The sequence below is a fragment of the Microcoleus sp. PH2017_12_PCY_D_A genome (assembly GCF_020738565.1).
Classification (GTDB): Bacteria; Cyanobacteriota; Cyanobacteriia; order Cyanobacteriales; family Microcoleaceae; genus Microcoleus.
Window position 1 is genome coordinate 1 of sequence record NZ_JAEQCI010000038.1, and the last position, 22,313, is coordinate 22,313.

Annotated in this window: 16 protein-coding genes; 10 read left to right on the top strand and 6 right to left on the bottom strand. The window is 46.1% G+C overall.

The window, feature by feature from the left end; genetic code table 11:
- Positions 1-79: 79 nt before the first annotated feature.
- A complete protein-coding gene (locus JGK39_RS11560; protein WP_293296504.1) occupies positions 80-967 on the bottom strand; it encodes an aspartoacylase in 888 nt (295 codons plus the stop codon).
- Positions 968-1,357: 390 nt separating this feature from the next.
- On the opposite strand from JGK39_RS11560, the gene JGK39_RS11565 reads away from it, so the two are divergent.
- The 6 genes from JGK39_RS11565 (at position 1,358) to JGK39_RS11590 (ending at position 4,801) form a co-directional block, all read left to right on the top strand.
- Positions 1,358-2,698, top strand: coding sequence for a leucine-rich repeat protein (locus JGK39_RS11565; protein ID WP_293251351.1), 1,341 nt, complete (start codon positions 1,358-1,360; stop codon positions 2,696-2,698).
- Between the two features lie 150 nt (positions 2,699-2,848).
- The gene (locus JGK39_RS11570; protein ID WP_293251353.1) at positions 2,849-3,187 is read left to right on the top strand and encodes a DUF433 domain-containing protein; all 339 of its coding nucleotides are present in this window, start codon (positions 2,849-2,851) and stop codon (positions 3,185-3,187) included.
- A gap of 3 nt (positions 3,188-3,190) precedes the next feature.
- A complete protein-coding gene (locus tag JGK39_RS11575; RefSeq protein ID WP_293251355.1) occupies positions 3,191-3,553 on the top strand; it encodes a DUF5615 family PIN-like protein in 363 nt (120 codons plus the stop codon).
- 344 nt (positions 3,554-3,897) lie between these two features.
- Entirely contained in the window at positions 3,898-4,194 is a 297-nt protein-coding gene (locus JGK39_RS11580; protein WP_293251459.1) for a XisI protein, read from the top strand.
- A 7-nt stretch (positions 4,195-4,201) separates the two neighbouring features.
- Positions 4,202-4,504: a hypothetical protein gene (locus tag JGK39_RS11585; protein ID WP_293251357.1), complete on the top strand. Its 303-nt coding sequence runs from the start codon at positions 4,202-4,204 to the stop codon at positions 4,502-4,504.
- Between the two features lie 33 nt (positions 4,505-4,537).
- Positions 4,538-4,801 carry a hypothetical protein gene (locus tag JGK39_RS11590; protein ID WP_293251359.1) on the top strand — a complete coding sequence of 88 codons (264 nt, stop codon included), beginning with the start codon at positions 4,538-4,540 and terminating at the stop codon, positions 4,799-4,801.
- Between the two features lie 220 nt (positions 4,802-5,021).
- On the opposite strand, the gene ileS is transcribed toward JGK39_RS11590, so the two are convergent.
- Complete coding sequence (gene ileS, locus JGK39_RS11595) at positions 5,022-8,603, bottom strand: isoleucine--tRNA ligase (RefSeq protein ID WP_293251361.1); 3,582 nt, start codon at positions 8,601-8,603, stop codon at positions 5,022-5,024.
- 880 nt (positions 8,604-9,483) lie between these two features.
- Positions 9,484-11,169, bottom strand: a complete 1,686-nt coding sequence (gene ilvD / locus JGK39_RS11600) for a dihydroxy-acid dehydratase (RefSeq protein WP_293251363.1) — start codon at positions 11,167-11,169, stop codon at positions 9,484-9,486.
- 551 nt (positions 11,170-11,720) lie between these two features.
- Here ilvD and JGK39_RS11605 point away from each other — a divergent pair.
- Positions 11,721-12,566 carry a pentapeptide repeat-containing protein gene (locus JGK39_RS11605; RefSeq protein ID WP_293251365.1) on the top strand — a complete coding sequence of 282 codons (846 nt, stop codon included), beginning with the start codon at positions 11,721-11,723 and terminating at the stop codon, positions 12,564-12,566.
- Between the two features lie 321 nt (positions 12,567-12,887).
- The gene (locus JGK39_RS11610) at positions 12,888-13,727 is read left to right on the top strand and encodes a sulfite exporter TauE/SafE family protein (protein ID WP_293296506.1); all 840 of its coding nucleotides are present in this window, start codon (positions 12,888-12,890) and stop codon (positions 13,725-13,727) included.
- A 67-nt stretch (positions 13,728-13,794) separates the two neighbouring features.
- On the opposite strand, the gene JGK39_RS11615 is transcribed toward JGK39_RS11610, so the two are convergent.
- Positions 13,795-14,595, bottom strand: a complete 801-nt coding sequence (locus JGK39_RS11615) for a hypothetical protein (protein ID WP_293296508.1) — start codon at positions 14,593-14,595, stop codon at positions 13,795-13,797.
- Positions 14,596-14,823: 228 nt separating this feature from the next.
- On the opposite strand from JGK39_RS11615, the gene JGK39_RS11620 reads away from it, so the two are divergent.
- Together JGK39_RS11620 and JGK39_RS11625 are read left to right on the top strand one after the other, a co-directional pair.
- Positions 14,824-15,150: a hypothetical protein gene (locus JGK39_RS11620; protein ID WP_293251371.1), complete on the top strand. Its 327-nt coding sequence runs from the start codon at positions 14,824-14,826 to the stop codon at positions 15,148-15,150.
- 59 nt (positions 15,151-15,209) lie between these two features.
- Complete coding sequence (locus JGK39_RS11625) at positions 15,210-15,749, top strand: GIY-YIG nuclease family protein (RefSeq protein ID WP_293251373.1); 540 nt, start codon at positions 15,210-15,212, stop codon at positions 15,747-15,749.
- Between the two features lie 244 nt (positions 15,750-15,993).
- Here the strand turns inward: JGK39_RS11625 and JGK39_RS11630 are convergent, their stop codons facing one another.
- Positions 15,994-17,337, bottom strand: a complete 1,344-nt coding sequence (locus JGK39_RS11630) for a response regulator (protein WP_293251375.1) — start codon at positions 17,335-17,337, stop codon at positions 15,994-15,996.
- Positions 17,338-17,451: 114 nt separating this feature from the next.
- Positions 17,452-22,074: an ATP-binding protein gene (locus JGK39_RS11635; protein WP_293251377.1), complete on the bottom strand. Its 4,623-nt coding sequence runs from the start codon at positions 22,072-22,074 to the stop codon at positions 17,452-17,454.
- Positions 22,075-22,313: the final 239 nt, after the last annotated feature.

The following is a 22,313-nucleotide window of genomic DNA, read 5'->3' on the forward strand; positions in this document are numbered from 1 at the left end:
AAAGTCCTCACTACGAACCAGGAAGAATAAGGTTAGTAGTGCGGACTTCAGTCCGCAATCAGAAGGACTAAAGTCCTCACTACGAACCAGGAAGAATAATTTGCTTTTGGGTAAAACACATCGCAATTCCTTTTTCGTAGTAAGCCGCCTCGTTAATAAAAATTGGATAAACAATCGATTTACCTCCATACAATACAGACTCGCCCTTAAAGGTCAAAAACATCGGATCGCCGGGATTCAATGCTTCATAATCTCTGGATTGTAGCTGAGGATGAATCATTGCCTGAATTTCTCCCTTTTCGTTTCTCGGATAGTCGATCGCCCGAATGCTTTGATAAACAGTCAGGGGATTTGTTACAACAGGCATAGTGCCTAGATTGTAAGCTTCTGTGCAATCTAAAATTGTGCCGACAACTTGCTCGGTTTGCTGAAACAAAGACGCATCTAACACGCCTTGCGGCACTGCACCAACTTCCAGCGTACCGCCTAACTGGGAAATCGATCGCAGCACAGGACTATCTTGATGGTTGGTTGTCGAAGCCAGTAGCTTGAGGTGCGGATATACAGAGGTTAAATAAGCTGCTAGTTGCAAGTTAAATGGATGCTGGCTGGCGAGAATAAATGTTAGCCCCATGTTCGATGTGGTGCTGTGCAAATCGATGATTAAGCTTTGTTGCTCGGTGTGTTTTGAGCTAAAAATGTGATATATTTCTTTGGCCCGCTGGGCTTCGTAGCTGGAGAGGTGGGGATTTTCTAAGTCTTGCTGGCGAAAGCAGCGGTTGAGGTCGATATCGATGTAGCGTCTCCCCATGGAGCAGGCTTGGGGATTGGCTAGCATGGTAATTGTTTCAAAAGTCGATCGCCCAATTAACTCTGGCGCGCGATCGAACTTCTTCACAAGGTATACTCCTGTGAGTTCATTTCCGTGGGTTCCTCCCACTATGGCAACACGTTTAATTTGATTCATAAACAAACAAGTTTCTATTCCAAGCGTACCATCATTTGTCATCTATTGGTAACGCACACCTCAGAAACCGGGTTTCTCTCGATATTTCTCGTCACATCACCAAAGACTCATAGAAACCCGGTTTCTCGCCCCTTGCAAAAATCTCAGAAACCAGGTTTCTCTCGATATTTCTCGTCACCAAACCAAAGACTCGTAGAAACCCGGTTTCTCGCCCCTTGCAAAAAATCTCAGAAACTCAGAAACCAGGTTTCTCTCGATATTTCTCGTCACCAAACCAAAAATTAATAAAAACCAGGTTTCTCATCTCGATTGGGCAATTTTTCCGGATCTTCCAAATTCCTACTAGAATAGAAACAAGATAGCGGGGAAACACACGCGGAGACTAAGGATATGACGCGCGAAGAAGCACTACGACGAATTAATCTAGCTACTGATGAAAAATTTACCAAACTTGATTTGTCGGGATTGGAATTGTCGGAATTGCCACCGGAGATTGTCAAATGTACGCAACTTGAAAGCTTAGATTTAAGCGGTATTGGCTTAACAGAAATCCCAGAAACTATCGGCCAACTCTCGCATCTGTCAGTGCTTGACTTAAGTTACAATCAGATTACCGAAATCCCAGACTCTCTCGCCCAAATATCGAATTTGACAGACCTTGACCTCTATAATAATCGGATTACTGTCATCCCAGAGGCACTCGGAAAACTGTCAAAGCTGAAACTGCTCGATCTCAGTTACAATCAGATTACCGAAATCCCAGATGCGATCGCCCAGCTAGCGAATCTGACAGACCTAGACCTGTATAATAATCGGATTGCAGCCATTCCAGACTCTCTCGCCCAACTATCCAATCTGACAAGGCTTTACCTCACGAACAATCAGATTACAGCAATCCCAGAGGATCTCGGTAAATTATCGAATCTGACAGAACTTAACCTGAGTAAAAATCAGATTACAGCAATCCCAGAAACTCTCGGTCAACTGTCTAATTTAACACAGCTCAATCTCAGCAACAATCAGATTGCAGCAATCCCGGAAACTCTCGGTCAACTGTCTAATTTAACACAGCTTAATCTCAGCAACAATCAGATTGCAGTTATCCCAGAGGAATTAGGGAAACTGTCGAATTTGACACAGCTTTACCTGATGACAAATCAGATTGCAGCAATCCCGGAGGAGTTCGCCCAACTATCTAATCTGAGACGGCTTGACCTTCTCGGCAATCAGATTGCAACCATCCCAGAGGCGATATGTCAACTGTCGAATTTGACACGACTCGATCTCGATAAAAATCAGATTACAGCAATTCCAGAGGCGATCGCCCAATTATCCAATCTGACACTGCTTTACCTGATGAGCAATCAGATTACCCAAATCCCAGAGGCGATATGCCAATTGTCGCATCTGACAGGGCTCAAGCTCAATGATAATCAGATTACAGAAATTCCTGAGAATCTCGCCCAACTCTCGAATCTGAAAGAGCTCAACCTCCGATACAATCAGATTACAGAAATTCCTGAGAATCTCGCCCAACTCTCGAATCTGACACAGCTTTACCTCAGCAGCAATCAGATTGCAGAAATTCCTGAGAGTCTCGGCCAAATGTTGAATCTGAGACAGCTTTACCTGAATGATAATCAGATTACAGCAATCCCAAGGGCGATCGACTGTATGGACAATCTGGAAAAACTCGATTTGCGGGGTAATCCGATTCCAGGGGAAATTTGATATGCTTGTTGGGGCGATCGCCACCGCGAACAAATCGATGGTATGATTGTTTCCCATCAAATCGATGATTGAAAGGGTGAAACTGTATTCTAATGAAAATTTTGGCGCTCATGAGTATAATAGTATATAGCTAAAAGAGGAATTTTAGATATGAATTTTAATGACTATTTTGACTTTTTAGCACCGGATGATATTCGCATCAAAGGACACCGCATCGGGATTGAGACGGTGTTGTATGAATATCTGTATCGGGAACGCACCGCCGAAGAAATTCAGCAATTATACCCTTCTCTAACTTTGGCAGAAGTTTATAGGACTATTTTGTATTATTTACTGAACAAAGAATCAGTAAGTCGATATTTACAAGATTGGTTAGAGTGGTCGCATCAGCAGCGAAAAATGCAAGCAGCAAATCCCCATCCTGCTGCGGAAAGATTGCGAAGATTGAAAGCAGAACGGGAAAAGCAAACTGCGAATCAGGGTGCTTAAGAAATGGCGCTGAAATATTTGATGGATGAGAATGTTACACCGATTTATGCTACGCAGCTTCGCCGGAAACGCCCCGATTTAGTAGTTTGGTCAGTGGGCGATACTGGTACGCCTCCGAAAAGTACGCTCGATCCTGATATTTTGGTGTGGTGTGAGGAGCATAATTTTATTTTAGTGACGAACAACCGCAAGTCAATGCCAGTTCATCTGACAGATCATATGGCTGAAAGTAGGCATATTCCAGGAATTTTCATTTTGAACTCAGATTTAACTATTGGACAAAATATTGAGGAATTAATTTTGATTGCTGATGGTTCGTTCGATGATGAATATCAAGACCAGATTCTTCATCTCCCATTGACATAAATAGGATTTATGCAATGGTCAAAAACCCGGTTTCTCGCCCCAAGCGTAAATCTCAGAAACCGGGTTTCTCTCGATATTTCTCGTCGCCCAACTAAAAACTCATAGAAACCCGGTTTCTCGCCTCAAGCGTGAATCTCAGAAACCGGGTTTCTCTCGATATTTCTCGTCACATCACCAAAAACTCATAGAAACCCGGTTTCTCGCCCCAAGCGTGAATCTCAGAAACCGGGTTTCTCTCGATATTTCTCGTCACATCACCAAAAACTCATAGAAACCCGGTTTCTCGCCTCGATGCGGTTTCTCACCTGGAAAAAATAATCAAATATCGGCAAATTGTGCAGCAAATGTTAATGGAGTACGGCAACCGCAAACCTGCCCACGGAGACATTGAAGTCGAGACAATTCTTGATACAGAACGAGATCATTACCAAATCTTCTATGTGGGCTGGGACAAACAGACTAGGGTGCATCACTGTAGCGTTCACATTGATATCAAGGGCGGGAAAATTTGGCTGCAATGGAATGCGACTGAAGATGATATTGCTGAAGATTTAGTAATAGCCGGAGTTCCAAAGGAGGATATTGTTTGGGGATTTGGGCCGCCGTTTATGCGAAAGTATACTGGTTATGCAGTAGAATAGATAGCCTATGATGAAATATGTTTGCTACTTGCTGCTATTAATCTGTTTTTGCTGCGCCGCCCTTCCGGCTGAGGCTTCTGCTTCTGTATGCCGCAACTATCAAGGGCGCGAGATTTGCATTGTCGATATCAAGCGCAGTGCGAAAAACTACTGGGAATACAGGGTGATTCTGAGTGTGGATGGAGTCAAACAGCCTCTGGAAGTCTACAATTGCCGCAGCCACAGTACAGTTAAGCAAGATGGCACTGTTTTGGCGTTTGGACAAAACAATCCTGGTGAATTTGTCTGCCGTTTTTTTAATAAAAAATAGAAAAGTTCTTCAATTAACTCTTGTTCTAATCAGATGTCTCATATTCTAATGGCTATCTGTCTGTTTTTATCTTCATTTTTCTTTTATCTTTTTTACGTGCGGTACTGGAAATGGCGGGATTGTATCGAGGCGGCTAATTCTAGCTGTATCACGCCAGATGGCGATATTTTGATTGGCGGTGGTGCTTTTTGGATAGTTCCAGCAGTTGTGTTTTTCCTGTCTTTTGTTGTGCTTTTATGCTTGAATTTCTGGGGGAAATGTAGAGTTACAGAAAGCGATGATGATAATCAGAAATGAATCATTTTGTTTCCGGCTGTATCGGAATTATTTAACCGCAGAGGGCGCAGAGGACACAGAGGGAGAGAATAGAGAAATCAATAATTCAGATGCTACCGGATTTGATATCATCTAGGGTCAATATTGTTCGGGTGTTCCGCATTTAAATTGTATGTTTGGGACGGGCTAGAAGCCCATCCCACTAATGACAATTACAGCGGTACTTGTGTACATCCTAGGGTTAGAATTTGCTGTCAACTGCTGATACGCAACGTTCGCAAATTACCGGATGCTCGATCGACTCTCCGACATGAGTAGAATAGTTCCAGCATCGATCGCACTTTTCGCCGTCTGCTTTAACTACACCAATCGCCAACTCTGGAGACTGGTAACTGTAAGGCAATTCCTGCATCGCTGCATTCGATTCTATCAGTTCCACTTCCGAAGTAATGAACAAGTAGCGCAGTTCGTCTACACCGTTGCTAGCACTTGCAGAATGGTGGCGTACAGCTATTTGGGCAGGAATTTCTGCTTTGGGCGCGATCGCACTTAATTCTGCTTTCGGGATTTCGGGTATTTCTGCAAACACTTGTTCGGCTGGGGCTGTTTGTGCGATCGCCTGTATTGGTACAATGGCTGTCTCTACTGGAAGTGAAAGGACGATCGCTTGTGTTTCTACAAGCACCAGCGCCGTTGACTTTCCAAGCACATCTGCTGTGAGCGAATCAATTGTTTGTGCCATTTCTTGGCGGCTTTCTGCAAACAGCAAGTGACGGAAAGCAAACCACATTGTAAACAAGATACCGATGACTTCAAACAAGCCGCCCAGTACAGGAATTTGATTCATCGTATCCAAAACCGCCAGGGTGACTCTACCGGTTATCGCCACCGCACCTAACAGCCCCAGCGCTACCAGCACTGTTTGGTATTCTGTGAAAAAGTTGCCCGCATTGTTAGGCAAATCAGCCACAAACTGGGCGCTTTTATCTAACATTTGCTGCAAATCTAAAGCCGATGCTTCCGGGGCAGAATACTCTACTATCTCAGAAGCTGCATCGCCTTTGGTGACAGTTTCTTCCTCTACATTAACTGTCTTTTCTGTCAAGACTTTGGCAACACTTGCTGCTTGTGCTTCCTGTTTGTCTTGTACTGCTTTGGCTTTCTCCTCTGCTGCTAGTTCGATCGCTGCATTTTGCGATCGCACGTAATCCACCAATTCTTCGCTGCTGGGATTCAAAGCTTGCAATTGCGCTCTTTTTGCGACATCAGGAACGTATAATAAAACCTTAGCTTCCAAAGAAGAACCGATCGCCTTTTGAGTCCTCGCCTGTTCCAAAACCTTATTAACTTCGGCGCGTACTTGGCGCAAATACTGCCAGCGCGCAGCCAATTCTGGATTGTGCCACGAAGCATCGAGTTGCACCCAACCAGCCTCAAACACCGACTTGTAGGGAGTTGGATAGGGAAGGTACTGCCAAATATCCTCAGCCATGTGACACAGCACAGGTGCGATCGCCCGTGCCAAATTTTCGACTGCGATCGCAATCACCGTCTGACCACTGCGGCGGCGGCGCGCATCTGTGGCGCTGATGTAAAGTCGATCTTTGGCAATATCCAAGTAAAAATTAGATAAATCCACGGTACAGAAATTCTGCACTGTTTGGAAAAATCGGGAAAATTGGAAACTGTCAAAAGCATCTTGAACTTCCGCAAAAACCTCGCCCATTCTGTGCAGCATATAGCGATCGAGTTCCGGCAAATCCTCGAAAGCAACAGCATCTTTGGCAGGATCGAAGTCGTGCAAATTCCCCAGCAAAAACTTAGCTGTATTGCGAATCTTGCGGTAAACATCCGATTGCTGTTTCAGAATGTTTTTGCCCAAAGGCACGTCGGCGGAATAGTCTACCGAAGACACCCACAACCGCAAAACATCGGCGCCGTATTCCTTAATTACCAAAGCCGGATCGACGACATTGCCTTCAGATTTGCTCTGCTTCCGGCCTTTTTCATCGAGTACAAAACCGTGAGTCAAAACTGTTTTGTAAGGAGCAATGCCGTTAGTTGCTACACTGGTGAGCAAGCTCGATTGAAACCAGCCGCGGTGTTGGTCTGAACCTTCCAAATAGATATCAGCAGGATAGTTTAATTCCGATCGCCCTTTCGCCACCGCAGCCCAGGAAGAACCGGAGTCAAACCACACATCCATCGTGTCTGTACCCTTGCGGTAAGTGCGGCCGTTATTGCGGTAAGATTCCGGTAGCAATTCGGCGATCGACATTTCCCACCAAGCATCGGAACCCTTGTCAGCAAAAATAGCTTGTACGTGGGCGATCGTTTCTTCATTCAACAGCGGTTCGTTGGTTTCTTCGTCGTAAAAGACGGGAATCGGCACGCCCCAAGTCCGCTGGCGAGAAATACACCAATCCGATCGATCGCCAACCATGGCGGTAATCCGATTTTCCCCTTGGGCGGGAATCCAATTCACACCGGAAATTGCCTTTAGGGCTTCATCGCGGAACCCTTCAACGGATGCAAACCACTGTTCCGTCGCCCGAAAAATTGTCGGCTTTTTAGTGCGCCAATCGTAAGGATAGGAGTGAGGATAAGCTTCCTCTTTAATCAAACAATTTGCTTCGACAAGGGCATCAATGACTGCGGCATTGCCGTTTCCGAGGACATTTAAACCTGCAAACTGTCCGGCTTCGGCGGTGAAATTTCCGTTTTCATCAACGGGGGTTAAAACTGGCAAACCGCAGCGTTTTCCGACTATAAAATCTTCTTGTCCGTGGCCGGGTGCGGTGTGCACCAATCCGGTTCCCGAGTCAGCCGTAATGTAATCGCCGCCGGCAACGATCGGGCTTTCGCGATCGAACAACGGGTGTTTGTAGGTGGAACCTTCTAAATCTTTACCTGGGAAGGTAGCCAGGATTTTTAATTCAGTATTCAAAGTTGCTGACAGTCGATCGACCGCATCGACAGCAACTAACATAAATTGTTGTGCGATGTGGGAATTTGCCGGCGGTTCCACCACTGCATAAGTCAGTTCGGGATTAACTGCGATCGCCAAGTTAGCCGGAATCGTCCAGGGGGTAGTCGTCCAAATCGCCGCCCAGAGGCTCGGCATATAGCGCTTGACCTTCGATTGCAACGATTTTGACAATTTTCTCACATGGAAGCCGACGTAGATGCTGCGCGAGACGTGGCCTTCGGGATATTCTAATTCTGCTTCGGCGAGGGCTGTTTTCGAGCTCGGGCTCCAGTGCACGGGTTTAAAGCCGCGGAAGATGTAGCCTTTGAGCACCATTTGACCGAAAACGCCGATTTGAGCCGCTTCGTATTCAGGTTTCAGGGTTAAATACGGATGTTCCCAGTCGCCCCAAACGCCGTAGCGCTGGAAGGATGTGCGCTGCTGTTCCATTGTTTGTTCGGCGAAGGCAGCGGCTTTGCGGCGGAGTTCGATCGGAGTAAGATTGAGCCGATCGTCCGACTTCATGTTTTGCAATACCTTAAGTTCGATCGGCAATCCGTGACAATCCCAACCGGGTACGTAGCGGACTTTTTTACCGCGCAGCATTTGGTAGCGGTTGATAAAATCCTTGAGAATTTTGTTGAGGGCGTGGCCGATGTGGAGTTGTCCGTTAGCGTAGGGCGGGCCGTCGTGGAGGACGAACAAATCCCCTGGGTTATTGTGGGAAAGGCGATCGTATATTTCTTGATCTGCCCAAAATTGTTGCAATTCTGGTTCGCGTTTGGTGGCGTTGGCGCGCATATCAAACTTAGTTTTGGGCAAATTTACGGTGTCTTTGTAGGATTTAGCTTCCATTGTTCAGAAACGTTTTTTGTACTTAGTTGTTAGTAGAAGGAAGAAGGAAGAAGGAAGAAGGAAGAAGGAAGAAGGAAGAAGGAAGAAGGAAGAAAGAATGCTTATAAAGCAAATTTTTTAGCCCTCAATATCTTAAGTTTAGTTAGGTGGACTTACTTATCAAGTCAGGTTAAATAATCATAATTAAGTTTGTAGTAAGGACTTTAGTCCTCTCTTGTGCTTGAAGAGCAGACAACTAGATATTCCAGTATAAGCGATCGACCGCACATTCGCTCAAACCAAATCCGTAAAGTACCCTCTCATCTCTAACTCTGCGCCCTCTGCGGCCTCTGCGGTTAAAAAACATTCATAAATCCAGAGTACGCTACAGAGCCAGCCAACCGAACATTTGACCAACAGTCAGATTCAGGGATTCAGCAAAGGCGGGAACAGGGAGGCGATCGCGCCCGATTGTTCAAACAGTGTTATCGTGCGATCGGCGATCGACTGCACATTCGCTCAAACCAAATCCGTAACATACCCTCTCCTCTCTAACTCTGCGCCCTCTGTGGCCTCTGTGGTAAAAAAAATCATAAATCCAGATTACGCTACGGGGTCAGCCAACCGAGCATTTGACCAACAGTCCAGTCCCATAGGATTCTCGCGACTTAAAAACCAATACGCTTGGGTGAGAATTGCCCTAGCGAGGAACGAAGCAATCGCAGTATCTATTCTTGACAGTTTTATCTCGATTATTTTAGCAATTTGTCAGGTATGTTAGCTAGCGGAGCGATCGAGATTTTATAACCGCAGATGAACACAGATGAACACAGATGAACGCAGATAGAATTTCATCTGCGTTTATCTGCGTTTATCTGCGGTTAAAAACAGGCTTTCCTCTTCAACCCAAACCTAAATCAGTCACAGCACCCACACTGCTAGAAGAAACCAACTTAGCGTATTTAGCCAAAACACCCTTAGTATACCGGGGTTTAGGAGCTTGCCAAAGAGCGCGCCGCGGCTCTAATTCTGCATCATCAACATTGAGCTGCAACAAGCGATTGTTAGCATCAATCGTAATCGAATCGCCCTCATTTACCAAAGCAATTGTGCCGCCAACCTGCGCCTCTGGTGCAACGTGACCGACCACCATACCGTAGGTTCCGCCGGAAAAGCGGCCGTCAGTAATTAACCCGACAGAATCGCCTAAACCTGCACCAATAATTGCCGAAGTTGGTGCTAGCATTTCGCGCATTCCCGGCCCGCCTTTTGGCCCTTCGTAGCGGATAACTATGATATCTCCGGCTTGAATTTTGCCAGCCAAGATTGCCGCCAAACAATTTTCTTCGGATTCAAATACCCGCGCTGGGCCGGTGATTAGCGGGTTTTTAACACCTGTAATTTTAGCAACCGATCCTTCTGTTGCCAGATTTCCCCGGAGAATTGCTAAATGTCCTTGGGCGTACATCGGATTGTCAAAAGGGCGAATTACATCTTGGTCGGCGCGCGGTTCGGCGGGAATATCTGCTAGGGATTCGGCAACTGTTTTGCCTGTAATTGTCAGGGCGTCACCGTGCAACAAGCCGCATTCCAAAAGCATTTTCATTACTTGAGGAATGCCGCCAGCTTTGTGCAAGTCGGTTGCTACGTATTTGCCACTTGGTTTGAGGTCGCACAGTACCGGAACTTTGGCTCTAATTGTTTCAAAATCGTCCAGGGACAACTCAACGCCGATCGCATTTGAAATAGCCAATAAATGCAGCACAGCGTTGGTTGAACCGCCGATCGCCATAATTACGGCGATCGCATTTTCAAAGGCTTTGCGAGTCAAAATTTGGCTCGGTAACAACTGTTTGCGGATTGCTTCCACCACAACTTTTGAAGATTCCTCAGCGCTGTCGGCTTTTTCGGCATCCTCAGCAGCCATTGTCGAAGAATAGGGCAAACTCATGCCCATAGCTTCAAAAGCGCTGGACATCGTATTTGCTGTGAACATTCCGCCGCAGGAACCCGCACCGGGACAAGCTTTTTGTTCCACTGCGTTGAGTTCTGTTTCGTCAATTTTGCCCGCGCTGAATTGACCGACTGCTTCAAAAGCGCTGACAACCGTTAAATCGCGTCCGTTGTGGTGTCCCGGTTTGATCGTGCCACCGTAGACAAAAATAGCAGGAATGTTCATGCGGGCGATCGCAATCATCGCCCCCGGCATATTCTTATCGCAACCGCCCACAGCCAGCACGCCGTCCATACTTTGACCGTTGCAAACCGTTTCAATCGAATCTGCAATCACATCTCTCGACACCAGAGAATATTTCATCCCTTCGGTTCCCATCGAGATTCCGTCGCTAATAGTAATCGTACCGAACATCTGCGGCATCGCGCCGGCTTCCCTTGCACCCGCAACAGCCCGCAAAGCGAGGTCGTTCAATCCCATATTGCACGGCGTAATCGTGCTGTACCCGTTAGCAATCCCCACAATGGGCTTAGTAAAATCGCCGTCGCCAAAACCGACGGCGCGCAGCATGGCTCGGTTGGGTGCGCGCTGTACGCCCCCAGTCACGGCTTGGCTTCTTAAATTTTCAGGCATTCTCAAACTTCCTTTGTCTGTTGTTGTGTTGTCTGTTGTCTGTTGTCTGTTCTTCTTTCTGTCTTGGACGCAGAACATCTGTATGTAGTATAGATGTAGTAGGTTGTGCACTGCACACTTTACCGCTATCGTCTGCGCGTCAAACCATTTTTGGGTCTTAGTCTTGTGTTTGCTGTTCGCTGTTGACCCCGCCCAAAAACGGATACAGTCCCACGTACAATCGTCGTGGAGAACCCCTAATTTTATACCCTAGTTCAAGCTCTCAGATTAATCTGTGGAGTCAATTCTAAAATCGAAAAATGGAAAATCGAAAAATGGAAAATCGACTGACTGACTGCCCAGTACCGAGAGTTTTACACTATTTTTGATTTTCTCAGAATCGCTGATATTTGTCAGGCCCTTGACAATGGAGCCGTACTGCTTTCCGGGCACAGCAGAGTGCAAAAATTATACAGATATTATAGTGTGCAGGGTGAATACCGTGGTTATCTGGGATGATGTGTAAAACCCATCACTCTAACGTTTGAAACAAAAATTGCGAGGCGAATGACATGGAGGCCGATCGAATTCTGAGGCAATATGCGGCCGGAGAAAGAATTTTTCGAGAGATTAACCTCGCGGGCGCCGACTTAAAAGGGGCAAACCTCAGCGAGGCTAATTTTACCCGAGCAAATTTCCAAAACGCAAACCTCAAAGGCGCTAACCTGACGGGAGCGAACTTGCGCGAGGTGAAATTGGGTGGGGTGGACATGACGGAAGCCAACCTCAGCGAAGCAAATCTCATCGGTACCGATTTGAGCCGCGCCAATCTCAGCGGGGCTAACCTGATGGGAGCAAACCTCCGCGGCTCAATGGCGAGAGAAGTCAACATGACTAAAGCAAATTTGACGGAAGCAAATTTGACAGAAGCCAACTTTACCGAAGCGAATTTGTTTGCGGCTAACTTAACCGAAGCTAGTATGATTCGCACTAATTTGATGAAGGCCAATTTGAGTTGGTCAACTCTCAAAGCTGTAAACCTGACAAATGCTATCCTCAGCGATTCGCTTTTAGAAAGAGCCAATCTGACTCAGGCAATTCTCAGTGGGGCGATGCTGAGCGGGGCCAACCTGACTGGTGCAGACTTGCGCCAAGTCACGATGGTTGGAGCTAATCTCAGCGAAGCTAATCTGAGCAATGCTAATTTGAGAGTTGCCAATATGAGTTGGTCAACTCTGCGCGGTGCTAACTTGAGCGGTGCTAATTTGTACCGGGCGAAGCTGTGTTGGTCTAATTTGAGCGGAGCTGTTTTGGTGGAAGCGGTTTTGATTGATGCTAATATCAATCGAACTAACTTCCGCGATGCCGATTTGAGGCGGGCAATTATGCCTGACGGGGCCACTAATGATTCTCAATAGTTTTTACATTGCCGCGCCGCCCTTGGTAATGCGGCGCAGTTTTTAAGGTTGATTTTTGAGATCGTGTTCGATAGATTGACTGGGATAAATCTGGTTTGTAGTCAGGACTTTAGTCCTTTAAAAATGCGGACTTAAGTCCGCACTACGAACCGTTAACGATCTATATCTGGTTTGATCGTTCGGACTTTAGTCCTTCAAAAATGCGGACTAAAGTCCGCACTACGAACCGTTTTTGTTAGGGTAATCGACTAGACATGATATGACTTGTAAATTTTGAGTTTTGAGTTAAAATTTCTACTCATTACTACAAGCTAAAATCTGATGAATGTTAGCGAATTATTGATTCTGGGTGCGGCCGGACTGTTTGCCGGTATCCTAGCTGGTTTTTTGGGTATCGGCGGCGGTACGGTGCTTGTGCCTTTGTTGGTGGCTCTCAAGTATGCTCCGGTGGAAGCGGTTGCTACTAGCGGTTTGTCGATCGTCATTACAGCTATTTCTGGCAGCATCCAGAATTGGCGCATGGGCTATCTCAGCTTGAGTCAAGTCGCAGGCATCGGATTTCCCGCCGTCATCACAGCACAACTCGGTGCTTATTTGGCGGGGATATTTCCTCCTTACTTGCTGTTAGTTTGTTTTGGGTTGTTGCTGTGGCTGAATATTTATTTGATTGAAGTTCGCAAGCGCTTGACTGCTAAGAAAGCAGAAGGGGAAGAATCAAGCCCAATTCCCAATGCCCAATTCCCAATGCCCAATGCCCAATTACCCAACAATTCAAATATCTTATTCAATCCAACTTTTGCTAAAATTGCGACTGGCAGTGCGGCAGGTTTATTAGCAGGTTTGTTCGGCGTAGGCGGCGGTGTAATTATGGTTCCCCTGCAAATTTTGCTGTTAGGGGAAAGCATTAAAAAGGCAATTCAAACGAGTTTGGGCGTCATCGTGATTACGGCAATTTCGGCGACGGCGGGACACGCGGCGCGCGGGAATGTTTTGTGGGTTGTGGGGTTGATTCTTGGGTGTGGCGGTTTGTTGGGCGCACAAATCAGCACCAGGTTTTTGCCGAGATTGTCCGATCGCACTATTAGTTTAGCCTTTCGATCGCTCTTAGCAATTTTATCAATCTATATTTTCTGGCAAGCTTGGCAAAAATTTAGTCATTAGTCCTTAGTCATTGGTGCGCACCCAAGAAATACTTGGGTTCGGTGCGCAGTGCGCACCCTACGAAAGACTAATTTTCTGATAGTTTCTTGACGGCGCGAGTCAGGCGCAGCAAATAAGGCTTGACAATTTCTTGATTTTGCCGCTGCAACTCGGAAACTTGCTCCTGCAAATGCTGAATCTCGGTTTGCAGCGTCGCTGTGTCTATTGTCGGTCGATCGAGCAAATCCTGCAATTGCTTCAGAGAACCTTGGATTTCATTCAAGTCTACTTGAGTCGATCGCTCCTGCAACTGAGTTGTAATACTTCTAACCTCAGTTAACCTTTCGTCGAGCAATAAAAATCGGACGTTAACATTTTCCCAATCATGCTCTCTGAGGGCACTATTTTCCAGAATCCGGAGTTTTTCCTGCAAATCCGACAAAATGCTGTAGAGCTCCTGAGAATCGGCAGGAAGTGCCTGCGCTTGGCGTTCGAGGGAGGCTACCGCAGCTTGTATGTCGGCGATGGCGCCGGATTCCAAAATACCGAGTTTTTGTTTCAGGTCGGAGACGGTAGAATCAAGTTTGGCAAGTTCTCCAGGTAGTTTCTGAACTTGCTGCGATCGACCTTCTGCTGCGGCCTGTACCTCTGCGATCGCAAAATTTGCCTTTTGTTGCATTTTTTGCTCAAAACGCTGGCGATTGGCGAGATTTAGCGATAGTGCTGCGGTTAGCGGGGCAGCAGCGTAAAGAATTTGCCCCGACAACGCCGCAGCAATCGTGCCAATCGCTGAACCGGCAACAGAGGCGTATTCTGCCAATTCTAGCCAATCCTGTTGGTTTGGGGAAATTCTCAAAGCTGGGAATGATGCGTCTTCGATCTTCTGCATAGCCTTTTAGTCGTAGTCTGATAGATTGCGATAGGGACATGATAAAAGACCTCGGCCAATAAATCAGGGCTATTTGTCAAAATTTCGGGATTGTCATATTTCTATATGCCGAAAGCCGAAAGCCGAATAACTCCAACAGGGTCAGTGTCAGGTAAAATTCAGGATATGTCGATCGTCTAAAAGTTAACCGACAACCGTTAACCGCCGTCTGTCAGGAGCATACAGAAAATGGGTCTCAAGATTATTGAAAGCTACGATAGCAGTTTTGTCCTGGAACCGGATGCTAAATCCGCACTGTTCGGTTTGTTAACAAATGAAAGCTTTCTCCAACAAATAGCCGTACAATTGCAGTGCTCGCGGATTGAGTTTGCCGAGTTGCTTTTTCAGCCCGTGCCCTACAGCAGCGAAACGCCCAAGGGAATGCCTGCGGAATTTGAAAAGTATCACGAATCGATCGATTTTGCGATCGTCAACGTCCCGCCTAACTTCATGTTTCAAGCCAAAATATTTAAACCCAGCCGCCTCTGTGCCATTTATCGCGTTTTCAAAAGTTAGCTAAAGGCTAGTTAATCTGTGGTTTAATCTAAAATCTAAAATCTAAAATCTAAAATCGGATGACAGAAGACATTCAACCTCTCGCCAGCTTAGAATTCATACCATACATTGACTCAGAAGGGAAATTGCCTGAATTTGTCCAGGGTAAAATCGGCGTCTACGCGATTTTTGACAGCGAGAAAGTGCTGCAATTTGTCGGCTATTCCCGGGATACTTACCTCAGCCTCAAACAGCATTTAGTACGCCAACCCGAACATTGCTACTGGCTAAAAGTCCAAACTATCGACAAGCCCAGCCGCACTATTCTAGAAAGCATCCGAGCGAGTTGGATTGCCGAAAACGGTTCCCAGCCCCAGGGCAACGGTGCCGATGCTACCAAGTGGAACGATCCCATCGATACCAAAACTGTCATGACTTCGCAAGAAGTAGCAAATTATGAAGGTATAGTCGCCGATGAACTTGCCAAAGATAAATTGTTGAAAAATGTAGCGCGCCGCGTAGAAAATGAAATTTTAGCGCTGCTCAAATCTCGCGGTGTAACTGAAGAAATCCGGTTTAATCCCAAGCTGAAAACTAGCGGCTTGCTGGATTTAAAGTAACTACAATAGTCCTGACTGCGAACCGCGAGGAAACGGCAATTCCCAAGGATTATCAACTTAAGACTGAAAGCCTTTTATCTGTCGTTCACAGCCGAGTCTAGATCCCCCTCGCATCTCCCTTAAGAAGCAGAGTGGTTTTATTGTCGTCAGACAAATTAGGTACGTAGTTGGGCTTGGGCCCTCTTTCCTAATCTTATAAAGAGGGCTAAAGCCCAACTACGTACCTTTATTGGATATTTCATCTTTAAATGTTAACATTTAATAAGTCACATTGAACAGATATCGGAATCTGCAAAATGAACTCTGTCCCCCCGCCGGGAGCTGAAATACAACTGATTTTACCTCCATGTTTTTCTACTATAATATCGTGACTGATTGCCAAGCCCAATCCAGTACCCCGGCCGACAGGCTTGGTAGTAAAAAATGGGTCAAATATCCGGTGGCGCACTGCCTCGCAAATCCCGCAACCGTTATCGGCAATTAAAATCATAACGGACTGAAACTTTTGAGTTGCCAAGTTTGAATTTGGATTGTACAACGCAGGTTCTGAATCTGAACTTACTGAAGTGCTGATGGTAATTTTTCGGGGATAAGGTTGAGATTCCAGCGCATCAATAGCATTGATTAGCAGATTCATAAATACCTGATTTAATAGACTGGCATAACAGGTGATTTTTGGCAGTTTACTGTAGTGTTTTCTCACTTCAATCTCACCGATATTGTTGGCTCCTTTGAGGCGGTGTTGCAAAATAACTAAAGTATTGTCAATGCCTTCATGAATATCCACTGGCTTGCACTTTTCTTGGCCCAGGCGGGAGAAGTTGCGAAAAGACAGCACAATCTCGCTAATTCGAGAAGTACCTTCTTTCATCGAACTTAGCAGTTTTGGATAATCATCTGCAATGAATTCGGGTTGAATTTTTTCCAATTCGCCGACAATTTCTGCCACGGGATGCGGGTAGTAATGTCGGTATAATTTGATGAGGCGAACCAAGTCTTGTGCATAGTCAGCAGCCATAGTAATATTGCCGGAGATAAAGTTGACTGGATTGTTGATTTCGTGAGCAATCCCTGCGGCTAGTTGCCCTAAAGAAGCCATTTTTTCCTTCTGTATTAACTGAGATTGAGTCTTCTTGAGTTCAGTTAAAGTTTCTTCGAGTTGCTGCGCGTAGGATTGTGTTTGCTGCAACAACTGGCGCTGTAAGAGTTGATTTGAGACGCGGGCCAAAACTTCTTGTTCTTGAAAGGGTTTTGTGATATAATCTACACCGCCAACTTCAAAGGCTTTGACTTTATCTAACACTTCATTTAAAGCGCTGATAAAAATGACGGGAATGTCTTTGGTGGTGGCAGAAGCTTTTAAAATTTCGCAGACTTTGTAGCCGTCCATACTGGGCATCATGATGTCCAGCAAAATCAAGTCAGGAGGTGTTGATTCGATCGACCTTAGGGCTAGTTGACCGTCGGGTGCAGTGCGTGTTTTGTAGCCATGCCTCGATAGTATTTTAGCTAGAAGGTGCAAATTATTCGGAACATCATCAACAATTAAAATATTCCCTTTTAAGACGGGAGTTGCTTCGTAATTCATATCTAGTCTGGTAAAATAACCTTTGTAGGTTTGTAGTGAGGACTTTAGTCCTCAAAGTTTGATGAGGACTAAAGTCCTCACTACGAACCCGATCTAATATCATTTTTATTTGGTTTAGGGACGGATGAGAGCTAGTATTTGATTGAACTGAAACTCGTTAGCTAAGGCGGCGAGAGCGCTAGCTAATGAGTTATTTCGATCGCGAATTTGCTCTATTTGACTGAGAATCAGCTCTAAATCGCACTCAATAGTGGCTTTTTCTAAAGCTGTCAGCCAATCCGCTGGTAAAGCTGCAACGTTTTCTGGAGTCGGAGGCTCGATTTGAGTTGGCGCCGGCACACTCTCGGGTTCATCGTAAATGTAACGCACTCCGAGATGTTTGTGGAGGGTGGCAAAGATGTCGGCCTCTCGAAAGGGTTTGTGGATAAAGTCATCCCAATCATTTGATACAGTAACGCTTCGCGCTTCCTCGGCGTTAGCGGCACTCACGGCAATAATGACGGTAGTTTCACCTTTAACGGTGGCTTTAATGCGTTGCGTGGCTTCGCCTCCATCCATCACGGGCATCCACATATCCATAAAAATTAAGTGCGGCTCAAAACTCGCCCACACTTCAATGGCTTCTACACCATTACTGGCTTCTTTGAGCTCGAAGTCAAAGGCTGCGAGGATTTTGAACAGCAGTTGGCGGTTGTCAGTGCGATCGTCCACAATCAATATACGATAGCGCGGTTGGTTGGGTTCTAGGGCGATCGCCCGACGCGACGGCTGTACGGGTGCCATCGCCGCCGCCTCAACCGCGCTGACGGGGAGATTAAAGGCGAAGGTGGTACCGTGTCCTACTTTACTGCGTACAGTAATGATGTCGCCCATCAGCTTAATAAAGTGTTGGCTGATGGCCAGCCCCAAACCGGTTCCCTGCTGCGATTTTTCCCCTGATTTGGTTTGCACAAAGGCTTGAAAAAGCCGAGCTAACTCATCGGGAGCCATGCCGCAGCCTGTATCTTCTATTTCAAAATGTAATTTGTAATTGATTGGTAATTGCTGATTTTCCTGCTCCTTAACCAAACTTACTCTTACTGCAATTCCTCCATCTTTCGTAAATTTAATGGCGTTAGAAAGCAGATTGATTAAAACTTGGCGCAACTTAACTTGATCGGTACGCACGTATTGGGGAATATCGCTAGAACAGCTAAATATTAACTCCAATTGTTGCTCCCGCGCCTGGAGTTGGAACATCTCTTCCACCTCGTTTAGCAGTCTGCTTAATTTAAAGTCTGTTGGGTTGAGAGTAATGCGTCCCGCCTCTATTTTGGCTAAATCTAATATTTGATTGATCAGAGTTAGCAAGTGTTCTCCGCTGCGGTTGATGATGCCGATATTTTCCTGTTGTTCGCGGTTGAGGTTGGCCCCTCGCTGCATCAATTGGGAGAATCCCAGAATTGCGTTGAGAGGGGTACGTAATTCGTGGCTCATGTTGGCCAAAAAAGTGCTTTTCGCGAGGTTGGCAGCTTCTGCTGCTAAGGCGGCTTGTTGGAGCTGTACGGCTTGCTGTTGAGTGGCTTCGAGTAATTGAGCTTGTTGTAAGGCGACTTCGAGTTGAGTGCTAATTTGCAGCGCGATATTGATTTCTGCTGCGCGCCAAGTGCGGGGCCCAGAATTTTGATAGCTGGCGAGCAAACCCCAAAGTTGACTGCCGCAGAATATGGGGCAAATAATGTAGGCTCTGGCTTGAAATTGCTCTAACACTTCCACGTAACAAGGAGTAAATCCAGCAGTGTATATGTCTTCAACCATGCGGTAACAAACACCTATCTCGTAGATACCGCCTTGATTTTTTTGTAGGTAGGTATCTCGTACTCCTTCACCGCAGGCTTGTAAGTTTGTCGCCGCACAGCGAAAGTCGGTGGCGAGATTGTTTGGTAAATTAAGTTTGTCCAATTGTTGTATCACAGATATCCAGCCCTCCCCCATTGACTCGGCAACAAATTCGCCACTCCAATCTGGATTGAAACGATAGATAGCGACTCGATCGCATTTGAGTGTTTCTCGCAATTCTGAGGTTGTGGTTTGGAATATGGTATCAATATCTAAGGACTGACGGATGCGATCGATCGATCGCCCGATTGCTTGTTCCCGCTGGGCGCTTTCTCGCAAAGCTGCCTCGGCTTGTTTGTAAGCGGTAATATCCAAGACAGTGCCAAACCAACGGAGCAACTGCCCTTTTTTATCAAAAACGGGTTTCCCTCTGACTTCCATGTAAGTGAGCGAGCCATCTCTGCGGATCAGGCGCAGAGCGAGTTCAAAGCTTTTTTTACTGATCGATCGCTCCTGAAGCATTGTTAGATAGGGCGATCGATCTTCGGGATGAAAACGATCGACTAATTCTGGGGTTGCTACGGGTTTTTGAGTCGGTTCGATCTCGAACATACGATAGAGTTCTTCACTCCAAGTGCTTGTTGCTTGGCCTATATCGTATTCCCAACTGCCAATCCTGGCAATTTTTTGGGCTTCCAGCAGTCGGGCTTCGGCCAACTGGCGATCGCTAATGTCGCGAGCTACCCAAACCACAGAGCGATCGGACAATGGCGAAATTTTAGCAGCAAACCAAACTTCTTGGTTGTTAATCTGCATCCTGTAATCAAAATTTATAGTTTGCTGGGTTTCTAATGCCTCTCGAACTTGAGTGAAATAAATGTCTTGGGAACTCTCATTAAAAATTTGTTCTAGGATAGAGTCGAGCTGCTCTGTCTGAGTGTAGTCTTGAAAAATTCCCCTAGTTGGTATAACTTGAATTGTTTTTTCTGGCAATTCTAAAATTAGTATAATATCTGCAATTGACTCAAATATTTTTAGAATTCTTTGAGTAGAACTGTCAAGTTTTTGTTCTATCAATTTGCGTTCGGCGACTTCCTCATGTAATAGTTCGTTAGCACGAGCTAGGTCAGCAGTACGTTCTGCAACTTCGGTGGCTAAAGTGCTATTGTAGTCAGTTAATAGTTTTTCAGATTGTTTGCGCCCTGAGATGTCACTAAAAGCATTGATGGCATAAATAATCTTGCCGCCTGCATCGAAAACTGGTGTGGCGCGCACCTCAAGCTTAATAATTTCCCCATCTCGATGAATTTCTAAATCCTCAACAAGCACCGTTTCACCCCGCAGCGCTCGGAAGGCCGGAATTTTTTCAGTTGGACAAAGCTGGTTTTCGTAGTAGATTTGATAAACTTCTGCCATTTTTTCTAAAGTCGCATCGGGAATATTTTGTACGCCGCTCAAACGCTTGGCAGTTTCGTTTAAGTAGACGAATTTACCCGAGGCATCGTGGATAGATATCCCGGCTGGTATGGCTTCTAAAAATTGCTTGAGTTGGCTCTCGCTTTGCGCTAAAGCTTCTGTTAAAGATTTTTGTTCGGAAAAAGCCTGTTGCAGTTGCTCTGCCATCAGATTGAAGGAATTGGTGAGGTCTCCGAGTTCATCGAAGCGTCTAATTTCTAAAGGTCTATGCCATTCTCCTTTTCCTAAATTTTTGGCGGCGGTATTCAAGCGCAAAATGCGTTGTGTTAGCCAACGGGCAGTCAAAAATCCGATCGCGATCGCCAACACCAGCGTACCTGCACACAACCACAATGTATTGCGGGTATTCGCTTGAATGCGAGCCATAAAATCCGACTCTGACACCACCACCACAATCAACCAATCCAAGCCATAGGCATCTCCATAAGGAGCGACGCTGACAAACTGCCGAGATCCGTTGCTCGTCATGGTAAATTGCTGAGCTCTATCCAGCGAACTCAAGTTGGCAAAGCGGTTGGTGAGTTGCCGAGCAATGTCTCGGGTGCGGGTATCCTGGCTATTGGTGGCTAGCAATCGCGTCGGTGGCTGTTTTCCTTGCTTGACAAAGGGCGTTTCTAGGGTGGATGTAGCAACCAGATTGCCCGATCGCTCCATAATAAAGGTCTGTCCCGATTTAGGGAAGTAGAGGCGATCGAGAAAACTGCCAATTGCCGACAGCCCATAATTTGAAGTAAAAACCCCCCGCCATTTGCCCGCAGCATCCTTGATGGGAGACACCGCAACAATTCCTAACTTCGGCATAACGTTGAAAACAACAATTGGCGACCAAGTTTGTTTGTTGGAGGCTTTGGCCTGGCGAAACCAAACTGTTTCGCGGTTATCCATAGGGATGCTATAGAGCAGTTTTAGGGGATTGCCTTTGGAGTCAACCGAGTAGTATTTCATTTTACCCAAGTCGGTACTTTTCATACTGCAAAAAAAACGCGTACCGATTGAGAATTTCTCCCCTGTCTCTTTTGTGACTTGTTGCACAAATTCCTCGCTCATCAGGCGCCCGTACCCAATTTGTTCTCCTCGCTCATTGACAAAAAAGCTCGATTGCAGAGCGGGGTTGAAGATTATTTGCTGCCAAAGTTGCTGTCGCAGTTGCTCAGTGTTGCTGAGGTTCAGCATTCCTTGTTCTACTGCTAGACGGTTGGCTGCTACGGCATTCTGGGGGGCGTTGAGGTAGTTGGTGAGCCGATCGCCAATTCGCTCTCCTACTTGTTCCATTAACTGCTGTGCTAGATCCTCGACGGATTCCCGGCTGCTTTTGAAAGAAAGATAACCGACTAGCCCGACGGCGCTGACTGTTAGCAACACAAAGGGAACAATCACAACTGTTCCCAGGCGAGGTTTGCTGAAAATTTCGGCTGCTGGGTGGTTGAGGGGATAAATCGGCATGGCGCGATCGAGGAGTTGGGCTGGCGATCGAATTTTAACTTTTGCAGTCTTCTGCGAGGTTAATTTCTAGGTATGTAGTTGCGCTTAAGCGCTCTGGATTTAGGTATGTAGTTGCGCTTAAGCGCTCTTGATTTAGGTATGTAGTTGCGCTTAAGTGCTCTGGATTTAGGTATGTAGTTGCGCTTAAGCGCTCTTGATTTAGGTATGTAGTTGCGCTTAAGCGCTCTTGGTTATATATA

Excerpts from the sequence above, each read along its gene's own strand:
- JGK39_RS11560 (WP_293296504.1), bottom strand. The coding sequence starts at position 967 with ATGAATCAAATTAAACGTGTTGCCATAGTGGGAGGAACCCACGGAAAT.
- JGK39_RS11575 (WP_293251355.1), top strand. The coding sequence starts at position 3,191 with ATGGCGCTGAAATATTTGATGGATGAGAATGTTACACCGATTTATGCT.
- JGK39_RS11610 (WP_293296506.1), top strand. The coding sequence starts at position 12,888 with ATGAATGTTAGCGAATTATTGATTCTGGGTGCGGCCGGACTGTTTGCC.
- JGK39_RS11580 (WP_293251459.1), top strand. The coding sequence starts at position 3,898 with ATGTTAATGGAGTACGGCAACCGCAAACCTGCCCACGGAGACATTGAA.
- JGK39_RS11590 (WP_293251359.1), top strand. The coding sequence starts at position 4,538 with ATGTCTCATATTCTAATGGCTATCTGTCTGTTTTTATCTTCATTTTTC.
- JGK39_RS11565 (WP_293251351.1), top strand. The coding sequence starts at position 1,358 with ATGACGCGCGAAGAAGCACTACGACGAATTAATCTAGCTACTGATGAA.
- JGK39_RS11585 (WP_293251357.1), top strand. The coding sequence starts at position 4,202 with ATGATGAAATATGTTTGCTACTTGCTGCTATTAATCTGTTTTTGCTGC.
- JGK39_RS11635 (WP_293251377.1), bottom strand. The coding sequence starts at position 22,074 with ATGCCGATTTATCCCCTCAACCACCCAGCAGCCGAAATTTTCAGCAAA.
- JGK39_RS11615 (WP_293296508.1), bottom strand. The coding sequence starts at position 14,595 with ATGCAGAAGATCGAAGACGCATCATTCCCAGCTTTGAGAATTTCCCCA.
- ilvD (WP_293251363.1), bottom strand. The coding sequence starts at position 11,169 with ATGCCTGAAAATTTAAGAAGCCAAGCCGTGACTGGGGGCGTACAGCGC.
- JGK39_RS11620 (WP_293251371.1), top strand. The coding sequence starts at position 14,824 with ATGGGTCTCAAGATTATTGAAAGCTACGATAGCAGTTTTGTCCTGGAA.
- JGK39_RS11570 (WP_293251353.1), top strand. The coding sequence starts at position 2,849 with ATGAATTTTAATGACTATTTTGACTTTTTAGCACCGGATGATATTCGC.
- JGK39_RS11630 (WP_293251375.1), bottom strand. The coding sequence starts at position 17,337 with ATGAATTACGAAGCAACTCCCGTCTTAAAAGGGAATATTTTAATTGTT.
- JGK39_RS11605 (WP_293251365.1), top strand. The coding sequence starts at position 11,721 with ATGGAGGCCGATCGAATTCTGAGGCAATATGCGGCCGGAGAAAGAATT.
- JGK39_RS11625 (WP_293251373.1), top strand. The coding sequence starts at position 15,210 with ATGACAGAAGACATTCAACCTCTCGCCAGCTTAGAATTCATACCATAC.
- ileS (WP_293251361.1), bottom strand. The coding sequence starts at position 8,603 with ATGGAAGCTAAATCCTACAAAGACACCGTAAATTTGCCCAAAACTAAG.